The sequence below is a fragment of the Paenibacillus sp. FSL L8-0436 genome, from assembly GCF_038593025.1.
Lineage (GTDB): Bacteria > Bacillota > Bacilli > Paenibacillales > Paenibacillaceae > Paenibacillus_AQ.
In genome coordinates, this window is record NZ_CP151955.1 from 4,924,257 (window position 1) to 4,938,159 (window position 13,903).

Annotated in this window: 12 protein-coding genes and 1 other annotated feature; of the genes, 6 read left to right on the forward strand and 6 right to left on the reverse strand. The window is 47.2% G+C overall.

Annotated features, from left to right (window positions below):
• Positions 1–171: 171 nt before the first annotated feature.
• The gene (locus NSS79_RS22680; protein ID WP_342436244.1) at positions 172–543 is read right to left on the reverse strand and encodes a hypothetical protein; all 372 of its coding nucleotides are present in this window, start codon (positions 541–543) and stop codon (positions 172–174) included.
• A 94-nt stretch (positions 544–637) separates the two neighbouring features.
• Here NSS79_RS22680 and NSS79_RS22685 point away from each other — a divergent pair, with 94 nt between their 5' ends.
• A complete protein-coding gene (locus tag NSS79_RS22685) occupies positions 638–1,603 on the forward strand; it encodes a polysaccharide deacetylase family protein (protein ID WP_342440422.1) in 966 nt (321 codons plus the stop codon).
• Between the two features lie 134 nt (positions 1,604–1,737).
• On the opposite strand, the gene NSS79_RS22690 is transcribed toward NSS79_RS22685, so the two are convergent.
• The 3 genes from NSS79_RS22690 to NSS79_RS22700 are packed head-to-tail and all read right to left on the reverse strand — an operon-like array spanning position 1,738 to position 3,550.
• On the reverse strand, positions 1,738–2,592 hold the full coding sequence (locus NSS79_RS22690) for a metallophosphoesterase (RefSeq protein ID WP_342436245.1): 855 nt from the start codon (positions 2,590–2,592) through the stop codon (positions 1,738–1,740).
• Entirely contained in the window at positions 2,586–2,960 is a 375-nt protein-coding gene (locus NSS79_RS22695; RefSeq protein WP_342436246.1) for a hypothetical protein, read from the reverse strand. The genes NSS79_RS22690 and NSS79_RS22695 overlap by 7 nt, the downstream gene beginning before the upstream one ends.
• Positions 2,957–3,550 carry a type II CAAX endopeptidase family protein gene (locus tag NSS79_RS22700; protein ID WP_342436247.1) on the reverse strand — a complete coding sequence of 198 codons (594 nt, stop codon included), beginning with the start codon at positions 3,548–3,550 and terminating at the stop codon, positions 2,957–2,959. Before NSS79_RS22700 ends, NSS79_RS22695 begins: the two co-directional genes overlap by 4 nt.
• Positions 3,551–3,615: 65 nt before the next feature.
• Here NSS79_RS22700 and NSS79_RS22705 point away from each other — a divergent pair, with 65 nt between their 5' ends.
• Positions 3,616–4,524: a hypothetical protein gene (locus NSS79_RS22705; protein ID WP_342436248.1), complete on the forward strand. Its 909-nt coding sequence runs from the start codon at positions 3,616–3,618 to the stop codon at positions 4,522–4,524.
• A 114-nt stretch (positions 4,525–4,638) separates the two neighbouring features.
• Positions 4,639–4,865, forward strand: a binding site (T-box leader).
• 238 nt (positions 4,866–5,103) lie between these two features.
• On the forward strand, positions 5,104–6,696 hold the full coding sequence (serA, locus tag NSS79_RS22710) for a phosphoglycerate dehydrogenase (RefSeq protein ID WP_342436249.1): 1,593 nt from the start codon (positions 5,104–5,106) through the stop codon (positions 6,694–6,696).
• 100 nt (positions 6,697–6,796) lie between these two features.
• Here serA and NSS79_RS22715 read toward each other — a convergent pair whose 3' ends face one another.
• On the reverse strand, positions 6,797–7,642 hold the full coding sequence (locus tag NSS79_RS22715) for an SDR family NAD(P)-dependent oxidoreductase (RefSeq protein WP_342436250.1): 846 nt from the start codon (positions 7,640–7,642) through the stop codon (positions 6,797–6,799).
• A gap of 368 nt (positions 7,643–8,010) precedes the next feature.
• Here NSS79_RS22715 and NSS79_RS22720 point away from each other — a divergent pair, with 368 nt between their 5' ends.
• Complete coding sequence (locus tag NSS79_RS22720; RefSeq protein WP_342436251.1) at positions 8,011–8,994, forward strand: WYL domain-containing protein; 984 nt, start codon at positions 8,011–8,013, stop codon at positions 8,992–8,994.
• Here the strand turns inward: NSS79_RS22720 and NSS79_RS22725 are convergent.
• Positions 8,978–10,312 carry an extracellular solute-binding protein gene (locus NSS79_RS22725; protein ID WP_342436252.1) on the reverse strand — a complete coding sequence of 445 codons (1,335 nt, stop codon included), beginning with the start codon at positions 10,310–10,312 and terminating at the stop codon, positions 8,978–8,980. The two genes, NSS79_RS22720 and NSS79_RS22725, sit on opposite strands and share 17 nt — an antisense overlap.
• Before the next feature lie 128 nt (positions 10,313–10,440).
• Between NSS79_RS22725 and NSS79_RS22730 the strand changes: the two genes are divergently transcribed.
• Positions 10,441–11,862 (forward strand): histidine kinase, encoded by a 1,422-nt coding sequence (locus NSS79_RS22730; protein ID WP_342436253.1) that lies wholly within the window; start codon positions 10,441–10,443, stop codon positions 11,860–11,862.
• 361 nt (positions 11,863–12,223) lie between these two features.
• A complete protein-coding gene (locus NSS79_RS22735) occupies positions 12,224–13,864 on the forward strand; it encodes a response regulator (protein ID WP_342436255.1) in 1,641 nt (546 codons plus the stop codon).
• The last annotated feature ends 39 nt before the right edge of the window (positions 13,865–13,903 follow it).

The window sequence follows — 13,903 nt, forward strand, 5'->3', positions numbered from 1 at the left end:
CCGAGTAATGAGCCAAAAATGGTTACTATGTATGTATGTTATCATTTTGCTGCCATAAATGCACGTAAATAAACATATTTAATCACCCAATTGTGCCGGTTTATTGATAAAAAAAGAATCATTTTGCGGATGGAATCCTCCCCAAAATGATTCTAGCGCTTTGCTTTGCGGTTACAAACCCGGTATCGCTGTATGTGTTTCTTTGAGAATCTGCTCTACTTCATGTTTTACATCAGGGTTGCTGCGGATGAAATCCTTCAGCATATTGAGGTTGGCTTCCTTGGATTTAACCGTGGACTCCCCCTTGTGATCGGCACTGCTCTTCGGCTCATGCGAGCCCTTGTCCTGGGAGCTGCCGCCGGCGGCGGTGTTTCCGAATCCGGTCATGGCCATGCCCAGAATTTTGTCCTTCGCTTTTTCACCGGCTCCTTGCATCGAACCGCTTGATCCGAGCGAGGACATCATGGCGCTGCGTTTTTTGGACATAATCATACTGGCGGCTGCACCCATCACCACTCCGCATAAAAATGACGAAGTATTCATATCTCTAACCTCCTTGTATGGTAAAATCATGCTTAGTGTTCGCGGAAAGATTCCGACTCATACAGCAAAGTTACAAGAAAGCGAGATGAAAAAAGTGGTTAAAGCGACATCAGCACTGCTGCTGACCGCCATTTTGCTGGCATCCTGCAGCAACGGCGACAACAGCGGCAAGACAGTGAACAACAATGCTAAGCCGACAGCGGCGGCAACTGAAACAGCATCGCCATCAGCTACGGCTAAAGCCTCTCAGGGGAATGGTGCTGCGGAGGCAAGCGCCTCGCCTCAGGCGACACCAGCCGGCTCTTCAAACACTGGAGGGACTGCGGGCGGAAGCACAGCCACGGATGGACAGGCCGCGACATCCGGCGATGCAGGTACCGCCCAGCCAAGCGGAGAGACAAATCCAGCAGAAATCCCGCTCCTGTACCATATGAACAAAAATTACGACATTGTTCCGAATGAAGAAGGCACCAACAAGAAAGTCATCCTGCTGACCTTCGATGATGGCCCGAAGGAAGCGGAAATGATCAATCCGCTGATGGATATCTTGGACAAACACAAAGCTAAAGCGATCTTCTTCGTGAACGGCTACCGCGTCAAAGAACATCCCGAGTTGCTTGAGCTTATCCATAGCCGGGGCGGAATTATCGGTAATCACAGCTGGGATCATATCAAGCTGAAGGACGAATCCTATACCGAAGTGAAGAAACAGATCGAGGATGTGCAGAAGATTGTCAAGGAAGTTGTAGGCGAAACCCCGCATTTCTTCCGTCCACCGCATGGAGCAGGCGGCGATGTCGGCAAGAAGGTGGCGGCAGAGAACGGACTGCTCTATATGACCTGGTCCGTAGGATCACTTGACTGGGAAATGAAAGAAAAGGATGCCAATAAAACGGAGAAGCTGATTACGAACGTAACCGACCAGCTTCATTCCGGAAGCAACATCCTGATGCATGAGCTTCCCTGGACCGTGGAAGCATTGGATACGCTGCTTACGAAACTGGAAGCCAAGGGCTACAGCTTCGTAGATCCGCGCAGCATTGAGCTGAAGATGCGCTGAGTATTGCTGCGTCCCTGTTCTATATAGAAGACAATAAACAAGAGGTATCCAGCGCATGTTGCGCAGGATACCTCTTGTTTATCTGCATACATAATCTGATCCAGTGCAGGCCAGCAGCCGCTAATCCGGCTCTCTTAACCTGACTGCTCAAGCTGCTCCCGCCCTTTGCGCAGGGTCAGTACATGCATTTCTGCCGGACTGCCCCAGCGCAGCGGCAGATGAGCGGTGCCGAAGCCGCGGCTGATTAGCATTTGGACGAATGCTCCCGAGCGGTCCTTCCGCTCAAGCCGGTACATTCCGGCATTATATTGTTGATAGAACGGATCTGTATGCCTCTGCCTGATCAATGGCAAAACCACCTGTCCACCATGCGTATGGCCGGCCAGAATAAGATCTGCGGGCAAGCTGGGTTGCTGGGACACCCAAAGCGGATCATGAACTAGAATAATCCGGCAGCACGAAGAGAGTGACTCAGGGACCGGAGCCAGAGGGGCATACGCTTTTTTGCCGCCTTTCTTCGGGAAATCCACACCGGTCAGCAGCAGACATTCATTTCCCCGTTCTAATGTTATATTCTCATCGATCAGCAGGGTTGCCCCGCTGCCGCGGATAATATTGTCCACCAGCGAAATATTTGCCCGGTAATCATGGTTACCATGAACGGCATACACAGGTGCAAGTGAAGCTACAAGCGCCATATTATCAACGAGGCGGTTTATGGGACTCCCCTTCTCCGTCAGGTCACCTCCCAGAAAAACAGCATCTACATTTCCATGTAAGGGATCGAGCAGCTTTTTGGGAAGCCGGCGGCGATGAATATCCGTGATAAACAGAATCCGGTAACCTTCAAATTCCGCTGGAAGTGAACCAAGAGATATTTCCTCGGCAATAATGTTCTTTTTAAATGCCGAAACCACCATAGTTGCAGCTCCTATACCCATCAACAGGAGCAGGGCCGCCATAATAATTACTACCCAGCCGGTTACCATAGAGTCCTCAATTCAGGAGCTCCTTCAAATCCCCACCAAAAGAGCGAAGCCAGCAGCATGACAAACATTACGATCAACGAGTTGACGAAGATTTTACTCAGGCGGATACGTTCCGAAGGGTAGGTCTGCGCACGGGAAGGCGTATCTTCTCCCTCCTGCTCTGCCCTATCATGCTTAACGGAAGATTTAGCTGCGGTGCTGGAATGCCGGGCCTTCCTTGACAGCGTACCGGACACAAGAACAGGCGCTTCCGTCTCTTTGGGGGGAGATACGGCAGCTTGCTTTCTAATTTTACCTTTGACCGGAGCCTGGCCTTCGCCTTTATATTTTTTCTGGCGGGACTTCACCCGGCTTAAGTCGTCACTCATGATACCCTCCTGTAGCGAATCACCAGACCTGAGAACAGGTCGATGAAGAAATGACATAAAATCGGTGCCCAAATCGTTCCGGAATGGATGTATATATAGCCAAGGCCGTAGCTGCTGAGGAATACCCACCCGGTCGGAATCCAGTGCCGCAGATAACGTACATGAATAACTGCGAAAAGAATGCTCGTCCAGTAAGGACCCAGTCCATGCTGAATAGCACCGCGGAACAGGAGTTCCTCGCAAACTGAAACAAGCGCTGCAATAACAACAATATGCCACAAAGGACGGTTGCCGAACAACAACTGGTTAATTCCTCCGTCATCCATGCTTTCTTCTGGTACAATATAAGTCAGAATAAAATCCACAATCAGCATAATTCCTGCCAAACCAAGGCCCCAGTACACAAAATTTACACTGTTAGGAAAATTTAATATGTCAAACGGATTTCTTTTCTGCAATAATATCCATATCAAACCGATAAATAAGGTAAGGCCCTGTGTAATATAGAGATTGATCAGCAGCAGCTTGTCGGTTAACGCTTGAGGATCGGCTTTTTTAATCTTTATGTCACCTAATTTGAATTTTTTCATTGTAACCTGCCTGTTCTATATTGTTTTTACATAAGATAATTTCCATAGAAGAAGGAGCACTAATTATGAACAGTCGTACCTCCCGCACTCAAATGTTATACACTCTAGGTTTTGTATTTTTCCTGATATGCGCTTTCGCCGCTTTCTTTACGGGAGTGAAAGTAGGTGCAGACAAGACAGAAGCTAAATATTCCCACCTGATTGAAGCTGACGGCGCATCGGAGGAATTCTCCGGCTCTTACCAGCAGCAGGATCTTGTTACCTTCTATCATAACGTATTTTTGCCGTATCGTGAATTCAAGCGGAATTGGAACAAAGAGGTAGACAGTTTGTCACGCAACACGGATGCCCGTGAGAACGCGGCCACACTGAAAAATCTCAGTATTCTGGCGGACAAGCAATATGAGAAGGTTAACCAGGATTCCATCTTCAGCAGCTCGCCACTCCTGTATCAATCCCAGCTTAACATACTTAAGAGCCTGACGCTCTTCTCCCAGGCCTCCAACAAGGTGTCTGCTGGATCATCAGGCACAGAAACAGCCAAAGCGCTAAAGAACGATAACTTCACGGCCAGTGCCATGCAATTCGGGCTGCTTGCCCAAAAGGATTTCTATGATTCCATGCTGAAGTGGGGTTCCAAGACCAACAGCAAAATCCCGGCGGTACCCAGTGAACTGAAGACGCTGTCCTTCATCCAATGGAAGAAGATGCCGCTCCTGCTTAAAAATGCTTCAATCGCCGAAATGATGCTGAACCGGGGAATTTACGCCGGTTATGATCCGCAGGATATCACGGCCAAAATAGACGACATGATCTACTCCGGCATGGCCAGCTCCCTGAAGCTGCAGGATGTCCAATCCTCTGTTACACTGCTTATTTCTACCGGAGCTATACAGGAGCAGGACTTCATGAAGTGGCGGGAACAATATTATGGCAAAGAAACGATGCCGCAGCTTCCGTTTTTCTATGAATAAGACTAGTATATTGCATCATAACGAAAAATGAAGCCTACTTCAAGGCAGGCAGGTTGTAATAAGCCTATTGACACTTTTGGTGCCACCATGTTACATTATGAAAAAATTAATCAAGCAAAACCGATGATGGAACAAGGATGCTGGAAGCCTTCAGAGAGCCGGTGGGTGGTGCAAACCGGTGGCATACAGATATCTTTAGCGCTCCTGAGATATTGTATCGAACTATAAGTAGATGCAATCGGATCATCTCCGTTACCAGTGTGGCCTTTGCAGGCCAATGAGGCTGCTTCTTCAACGTTGCAGTGAATTAGGGTGGTACCACGACAACTCTCGTCCCTTACTACGGCAGTAGTATGGGGTTGGGAGTTTTTTTGTTACCCGGAATCCGTCTTTTGGCCTAAAAAGCCCAAATTTGGCAGGAAACCGACCTCCTACACTCTTTTTCTTTTATGCGACAGCGCGTTACTCCGTTATTCCGACATGCTTTTTACCCGTTTTGATGCTTCAGGTACTGTGGATTGCCTTATCAGGGCATCCTTGGCATATTAAGCTTTATCACTTTAAGGGGGACAAGAAACCATGTTTAAAGTATTAGTATCGGATCCAATCAGTGATTTGGGCATTCAGCAATTGATGGACGCAAACGACGTGACTGTAGACAAGAAGACTGGACTTAGTGAAGAAGAGCTTATTGCAATCATCGGCGAATATGACGGCCTGCTCGTACGCAGCCAAACCACTGTTACCGAGAAAATTATTGCCGCAGGCACAAACCTGAAGGTCATTGGCCGCGCCGGCGTCGGTGTCGACAATATTAAACTGGAGGCGGCAACGCAGCATGGCGTTGTGGTCATCAATGCGCCGGACGGAAATACGATTACGACCTGTGAGCATGCTTTTGCCATGATGATGGCACTCGCCCGGCACATTCCCCAAGCCTATGCCAAAACGATTTCCGGCGTATGGGATAGAAAGACATTCCTCGGCGTAGAACTACGCGGCAAAACACTGGGTGTTCTCGGCATGGGACGGATCGGCAGCGAGGTGGCCAAACGGGCCAAAGCCTTCGGCATGAACATTCTCGCTTATGACCCGTTCCTGACTCCGGACCGCGCGGAGAAGCTCGAAGTGAAGCTGGCCTCCGTTGATGACATTGTCCGCGGCGCTGATTTCATGACCGTGCACACACCGTTGACACCTGAAACCCGCCATATGATTTCCCGCCCGCAGTTCGAAGTGATGAAAAAAGGCATGCGCATCATCAACTGTGCCCGCGGCGGCGTAATCGACGAAATGGCATTGGTAGAAGCCATCGACAGCGGCATCGTCGCTGGAGCAGCATTTGACGTATTCGAGCAAGAGCCGCCACAAGCAGATCACCCGTTCCTCTCCCATCCAAAAATCATCGTGACTCCGCATCTGGGTGCTTCGACCGTAGAAGCCCAGGAGAATGTAGCCATCGATGTATCGGAGCAGGTGCTGCATATTCTGCGCAACGAGCCGTTCATTAACGCTGTAAACATTCCTCCAGTTGCGCCAAGCGTAATGAACAAGCTTCAGCCTTACTTCAGACTGGGAGAGAAGCTTGGCAGCTTTGCAACACAGCTAACGGACGGCGCTATTCGTGAAATTCATGTTGAATATGCCGGGGATCTCTCGGATGTGGATACACAGCCGCTGACCCGCTATATTGTAAAAGGCGTGTTCACCCGCCACTTCGGCAGTGATGTCAACATCGTCAACTCCATGCATCTGGCCAAAACGCGTGATGTGAATGTTGTCGTGACCAAGGCTTCCAAGACCAAGGGCTTCACTAATCTTATCACCGTTACGCTGAAGGCCGAACCGGATGAAGAACGCCTGGTAGCCGGAACATTGCTCCAGGGCTACGGCGAACGCATTGTCCAGGTCAATAAATTCCCGGTTGATATCGCTCCGGAAGGCCATCAAATTGTAATCTCCCACAACGACAAGCCGGGGATTATCGGTCTCGTCGGCACTCTGCTTGGACAAAACGATGTCAACATCGCTTCGATGCAGGTGGGACGTAAAATTGTCGGTGGTGCAGCTATCATGCTTCTGACCGTAGATAAAGAGGTGCCGCAGCATGTGCTTGTGAAGCTGGCTGGCTTGCCGGAAATCAACACTGCCGAAGAGGTCGTTCTGCTATAGAAGCCGTTTCGTATCCTCTATAGTTCTGGGTATTAGCAAAAAAAATCGCTCTTTCGAAAATGGAGGCATCCTGCACCCATTTCAAAAGAGCGATTTTTGTTTATTCCGGAACTTTGAATACCGGGACGAGCCGCCCGTCAGCATCAGTGAATCCGTATTGTACCGCAAGGCTGCCTACCTGCTGCGGGATTCCCGTTAGGGTCATTACCTCTGGATCTGCAGCCAGCTGAACCACAGCCCGCCCGATATAGGCTATGGACTCACTGGTTTGCAGCTCAGGCACCTCCTGCCAATGCTCTTCATCTGTATTGAGGCTCTCCAGCACCAGTTCAGTCCGCATCCAGCCGGGCGACAACGGGATCACGGCTATACCGTCTGCCGCAAGTTCTACCGACAATCCATAAGCCATGCGCACCAGCGCATTTTTAGCCAGATCATAATAGAAATTGTCAATGTATTTGTAGTGGTCCCAATACGTTGTATGAATAATAATACCACCGCTCTGCCGGTTGCTGCGCATTAGCGGAATCGCGTAATAGTTAGTCATCAGCTGCGCTCTGACTCCCGCATCGAACATATGGCTCCAATGTTCCAGAGGCAGCTCCCAGAAGGGTTTGCTCTCGATCGACAGCTCATTACCGCCCCATACATTGTTGACCAGGATATCCAGCCTGCCCTGCTCCGACGCTATCCGCCGGATGACTTCTTCCGTTTCGCTATCCCGGGTATGGTCGCAGCGGATCGCTTCACCCTGCCCTCCAACCGCCTTGATTTCATCAAGAACACTGTTTATCGTCCCTTTACGCCTTCCTTCTTGGGAAAGCCCCGTGCTTCTGCCTGTGATATACACATACGCACCTGCCTTTGCCAGCTCCAAAGCTATTCCCCTGCCGGCTCCCCTGCTTCCTCCGGTAACCAGTACGACTTTCCCTTGCAGATTTGTCATACTATCGCTCCTCTCTTCATTATTGATCTTAGTATCATTGGTTCTTCTGCTTGCTATACTCATCATAAACTCTATATATGACATCAACTGACATATATATATGATAAAATGAAAATAGATTGAAATTATATAGATTGAATATGAGAATTACATGTAGGGAAAAGTGGCGGAGGGGAATTTTGGAACTGGAGGAGCGATAGCGTCCGCCTTTAGGTTTGGATTTCTACCGCGATTCGCGGTTAAATTTAAGAAATCCAAACCTAACAGCGGCCGGAAGTCCAAATATTCTCTGGAGTCACGGCCAATCCCAAAATAGAAGAATTATAAGTTCAATCTATATAGGGGGATACCCCCTATGAGGAGGACGTATGAGAGCAGACCGTTTATTATCCATATTGCTTCTGCTACAGAACCGCGGCAAAGTCACCTCCCGTGAGCTGGCCAGCACCCTGGAGGTGTCCGAGCGGACAATATTTCGTGATATGGAGGCGCTTAGTGCCTCCGGAATACCTGTGCTGGCTGAACGAGGCCGGGAAGGAGGCTGGATGCTCACCGAAGGCTACCGCACTTCCTTAACTGGAATGAAGCCCAACGAAATAGGCGCTCTCCTGCTCTCTGCCGATTCGGCAATCTTGAAGGATCTGGGTATTCATGAGGATTTCACGATTGCATCGCGCAAGCTGGAGGCTGCTGCCTCAGGGAATAAATCCCCTTCCGCCAACTATTTTAACCAGCGTATTCATATAGACAGCGAAGGATGGCTTTCATCCGAGGAAAGCTTCCCTTTTCTTTCAACCTTACAGGCAGCTCTTTGGGAAGACCGGAAAGTAAGTATTTCTTATCTGCGAAATGGAGAAATAAAGAACAGAATCATTGGACTGCTGGGCTTGGTGGCGAAACGGGGGGTATGGTATGTTATCGGGCAGCATGAGGAGCAGTTCAGAACCTACCGGGTTTCGAGAATCGTTGCTGCCCAAATATTAGAGGAAGCTTATTCACGACCGGACGATTTTGAGCTAATGAGTTACTGGGAGTTGTCTAAAGTATCGTTCAAATCCGCCCTTCCCAGTTATCAAGCCAAATTCACGCTAAAGTCTTCCTCCCTTCAAGCGTTAAGGCAGGAACGCTTTGTTACATTGCTGTCCATAGATGAATCTCCTGATTCTGCATGGCTGGAGGTCGAAGCTGAGTTCAACGTCATAGAAGCAGCTTGCCGAATCATGTTGTCCTTGGGTCCCCATGTGATCGTCAGGTCACCAGAGGAACTGCGTATAAAAGTATATAAGGCTGCACTGGAAACCGTCCTATTGGGTCGTCGGGTAAGTCGTCTTCCAGCTACTGATTCATTTTAGCGGCTTCATCAAGTTTCTTTAAAAACTCTGCCGGAGTGCATCTTCCATCCATTAAGGATTGATGGGCTTCCATTACTTTATTTTTAAATTCATTACTTCCTTGATCCTGGAGGGGGGTCCCGCTGGAAGTTGAAATGGAGCTAAAGATGTCTACCAGTCCTTTTTGCAGCTTATTTTCTGCCCCAGTCAGGTATTGATCGAATTTTTGAGCGGGTATCCCTGCTCCACTTTGCCAAATAAGCTTCGCCCAATTCTCTGGATCGTAGAAGTATTTCAAAAATTGTACAGCCTCCTCTTTATTCTTAGAATGGGCGGAGATCGAATATCCCCCGCCGAACCAGGCTGCGACATCCGTCAGCTTGCCCCTGTCAGAAGCGGGATACGGTGCAGCTACAACATTATTCCGGAATTCTTCCGAGAAATTCTCATCCGTAGCAAGACTGGATTCCCAGCTCCCCATCAAAAAGAAAGCCGCTTTACCTTGTCCAAACAAGTTGCGGGCTGCGCCGTAATCCGCAGTCAGGAAGCCGTCCGCAAGTGTCCTCTCTTGCTGGAACCGCTGTAATTCTTTAGCCGCTGCAAGAAATTGTTCATTGCCTGTAAAGGTAGCTTTGCCCGCGAGAACCTCGTCCATTTTGCTGAAATCACCCGTATGCCGCTGAGCGATGTACTCGAACCAGATTGGTAGTGACCAGCCTTCAACGGCATTGGTTGTGATAGGATTAATGCCTTTCTCTCTTAGCATCTTGCTTGCCTTAAACCATTCTTGTGTTGTTCCAGGAACCGGGATACCGGTGTCGGCCAATATTTTTTGATTGTAGTACATCACAAAGAAGTCGGTATTTCTTGGTAACCCGTATAAATCTCCATGCTGCTTGAATCCATCGAGGGAGCCGGAGACAAAATGGTAGGAGGTATAATCCGACTCGTTCAGCTTAGCCAACAAACCTGCATCAATTAAGGGTTTGATAAAAGAGGTCTGTCCCCAGGACTGAATAATATCCGGAAGAGCATTCGATGTAGCGTATATTTTAACTTTGGATTTATAAGGCTCATCCTGCAATGCCTCGACTTCTATTTTCACATTTCTATGTTCTTTCATATAAGCGTCTATGATTTGCTGTTCGATTTTCCCCTGTCCGTTCTCGCGGTCAGCAAGGGCTGTGAATAATTTCAACGTGACAATTCCCGGTGTCTCTGTATTATTCTGAACTTTTATCGCAGGTGTCTTGGAATTCATATTCGTAATACTAAATATTGCGCAAGCTGCCAAACCGGTTATGATCAGAATGGATAGTGTGCGGTATTTCTTTTTCATCCTCTTCCCCACCTCTTGAGAAGTTATTATTTCTAAAATTTAGGGGACAGCACATATATTATTACCTTAATTATAGTTATACTGATGATATTCTATGTAAAGTAGGGTGAGATAATATTAAACCTATCGTGACTCGCTATCGAGACATTTCACTGCAGTATAAACTACTGATCTGGGTTATCCCTCTGCTAATCTTTACTGTAGGTTTAACTGGCCTTTATTCCTACTATATTGCCGCCAATGAAATCGTCGATAAAATCCGTCAAGCGCAAAGCCACATGGCTGCCAAAACTACGAACCAGCTTGATTTTATCACCAGCGGTACTATTAGCACAGGTAACTTCCTGTTTCTCAATCCATCCTTACAACATTTGGTGACCACCAGTGATACACTCGAAGTAAGAGAGCAAATCTACAAATCCCTCCTCCCATTGATGGTCTCAAGCGAATCCTTTCAATCCTTGCTTGTGTATCGCTTGTCTACGGGTCAAGAAGATAATGGGCCGTTCGCTATTACACAAACCGGTATTGCCAGTGCTACCTCCTTCGCCGAGTTTCAAGAAACCCGGTTTTTCAAGAACATTATGAAATCTGCCGGTGAACCTATATGGGATATGTTGTCCCCTGAGGATCACCTGCTGCATGGAGACAGACATTATAAACTCGTGATGATCAAGCCCTTTAAGGATTTCAATACCTATAAACGAATCGGTGTACTAATGATTGGGATCGATGCCGATCAACTCAGCAATAATCTTTTCCGCAAAGAAAATAATGCCTATCAGCTGGTTATCAATGACGATGGTGTGATTCTGGCTTCTACGGAGCTGGATAATTTGGGCGAACATATTGGTGATCTGCCCTATTTCCAATCTGCTGAACCAACACTCTCAAAAGATGATGCGCTCAGCTACCTGCTGGATAGAGATGACTTGGTTGTCTCTCAGACCACTTCCCCGCTGACAGGCTGGCACTCTTTGGTGATACAGAATAAAAAGGATTTATTGAAAGAGCTCGATTATATCAAATCTATAACTGTTCTTATTATGGCAGTGTTTACGCTGGTAATGATACTGTGTACTTGGTTAATCGCCAAAATCATTACGAACCCTGTCAAAACATTAATTCTCTCGATGAAGCAGCTGCAGCTTGGAGACTTCAGTCAGCGGGTGAATTTTTCGGGGAACGATGAGATCGGCCAACTGGGTTACTGGTATGATACGATGGTTAAGCGTGTGAAAACCCTAATCGATGATGTATATACTTCCCACTTAAAACAAAAAGAAGCAGAGCTTAAAACGCTGCAATCGCAAATCAATCCTCACTTCCTGTACAACACTTTAAATATGATAAGCTGGACGGCGATGCAGAAGAATGAGCGGGATATTGCAGAAATGGTTCAATCTTTGTCCCAGGTGTTCAGGTTAAGTCTGAATAACGGCCAAGACAATGCCACTCTTCATCAGGAGGTTGAATTCATCGAGAATTATTTATTTTTGCAAAAGAAACGTTTTACTACCAGATTTCATTTTCTCCGTCACCCTGGATGAAGAGATCGGTCATTTCCAAGTCCCCAAATTATTATTGCAGCCCCTTGTTGAAAACGCCATCATTCATGCCATAGAACCTTTAGAGGGAAGCGGAATGATTGCGGTAGCCTGTTATGCTGAGGAATCGTGGATCGTCCTGGAGGTTGTTGATAACGGAAAGGGCATGACTCCAGAACGGGTGAAGCAAATTTCATGTCATCCTAAACCGGTTACTCCTTCCATTGGACACTCAGGCCTCGCCTTAAGTAATATTCGCGAAAGGTTGAATCTGTACTTTGGGCTTACGGAATTTCACATTGAAAGCACCTTAGGTCTAGGTACGCGTATCCAAATCCGAATCCATAGAGGGGGTAACTAAACGATGCTCAGGTTGCTGATTGCCGAAGATGAGTTATCATTCCGACAAGGAATTATTCAGATGATCGATTGGTCCTTTTACGATATTGAGATTGTGGGCGCAGCGGGGGATGGACGAGAAGCTATAACATTAATGAGAGAAAGGAAGCCGGATGTGTTATTAACAGATATTCGCATGCCTTACATAAATGGACTGGAACTGATCCAGACTGCGCAGGAGGAGGGGCTGTCCTTCTATTCCATCCTGCTTACGGGATACAGTGATTTTAATTACGCGAGGGATGCTGTCCGGTATGGGGCAAGCGAGTATTTGTTAAAGCCCTGCTTACCTGAAGATATTCTCCAAGCCATACTTAGTGTGAAGGAAAAGATCGATAAGGAACAAAGGGAAGGCTCCACACTGCAGCAGCTCAATCAGAATTGGACAAAAAATATTCCGCTGCTTAAAAATCAAATTTTAAATCAGTGGCTTGCGAATCCCCCGCTCCTTCTCGAAGACAGGCAGAAAATCATCGAAGAGATGGAAATCTCACTTAAACCTTTTAAGATTCATATTGGATTGCTGCGGATTGACACCCCGGACCACCGGAATGACTCCAAACTATATAAACGGGATATGGCATTGATTCGATACGCAGCCAGTAATATTCTGACCGAGACATTGCTGCCTCTATTCCATGGATTTATAGAACCGATTAGCTACGGAGAGGAATTATTATGGCTGGCCAACATCCCTGATCATGAGACCGATACCTCTTTGAAGAAAAAGATGGAAGAACTCCAAAAGAATATGGAGACCTTCTTGAAAATTTCCATCAGTATAGCCATCTCTTCCGTAAAACCATCTCTGGATGAAGTGCATAGCGCGTACGCGGAAGCCATGGAAGCCATGGCAGGCCGGTTTTACAAAGGAAAAGGCGGGGTATTTCTTTTTTCCGAATCTAATCAGCGCGGTCTGGTTCACACCTCCATCTTGGAGAATGAAGAATTACAGCAACTGGAGAAGGAAATAAAGCTCAACTTGGAAAATCAAAATTATGAACAAGCGTTAGATCATCTGGACCATTGGCTGAATTATATCCGCAACACCTCTCAATATGACAAAACGGAAGTCAATCTGCGGGCCACGATCTTCATTCTAGAGCTGCAAAAATTCTCACAGGAACGTAATCATGCCGCCTTCGAATGGAAGGATGACCTTATTAATTGGGTGGAGAAAGTCCCCTCGATCGAGACATTAGAAGAGCTGGCTACCATTATGCAAAAAATTATTCAAAGCATCGTTGAAATTGACTCCCGGCAGAAGCCTCTTCACCGAACGGTTCAAGCTGCACTTGATTGGATTATTCAGAAGTACAACACCAGTATCTCGCTGGAATCTGTCGCTAAGGAAACTTATGTATCCAATACCTACTTAAGCTCTTTATTCAAGCAAGAACTAGGGATTAACTTTTTGGATTATTTGCATCAATTCCGTGTGGAAAAGGCGAAGGAGCTATTGAAGCAAAACTACAAAATATATACAGTTGCCAAGCAAGTCGGGTATCAGGAGGAGCGGCATTTTAGAACTACTTTCAAAAAATGGACGGGGCTGACCCCAACACAGTACCAAAAAATGATCGGTTACCTTGAACCTACAAGCTGAAGCTCAAAAGGGCATAAAAAACAAAGAAAGGCCAACCGG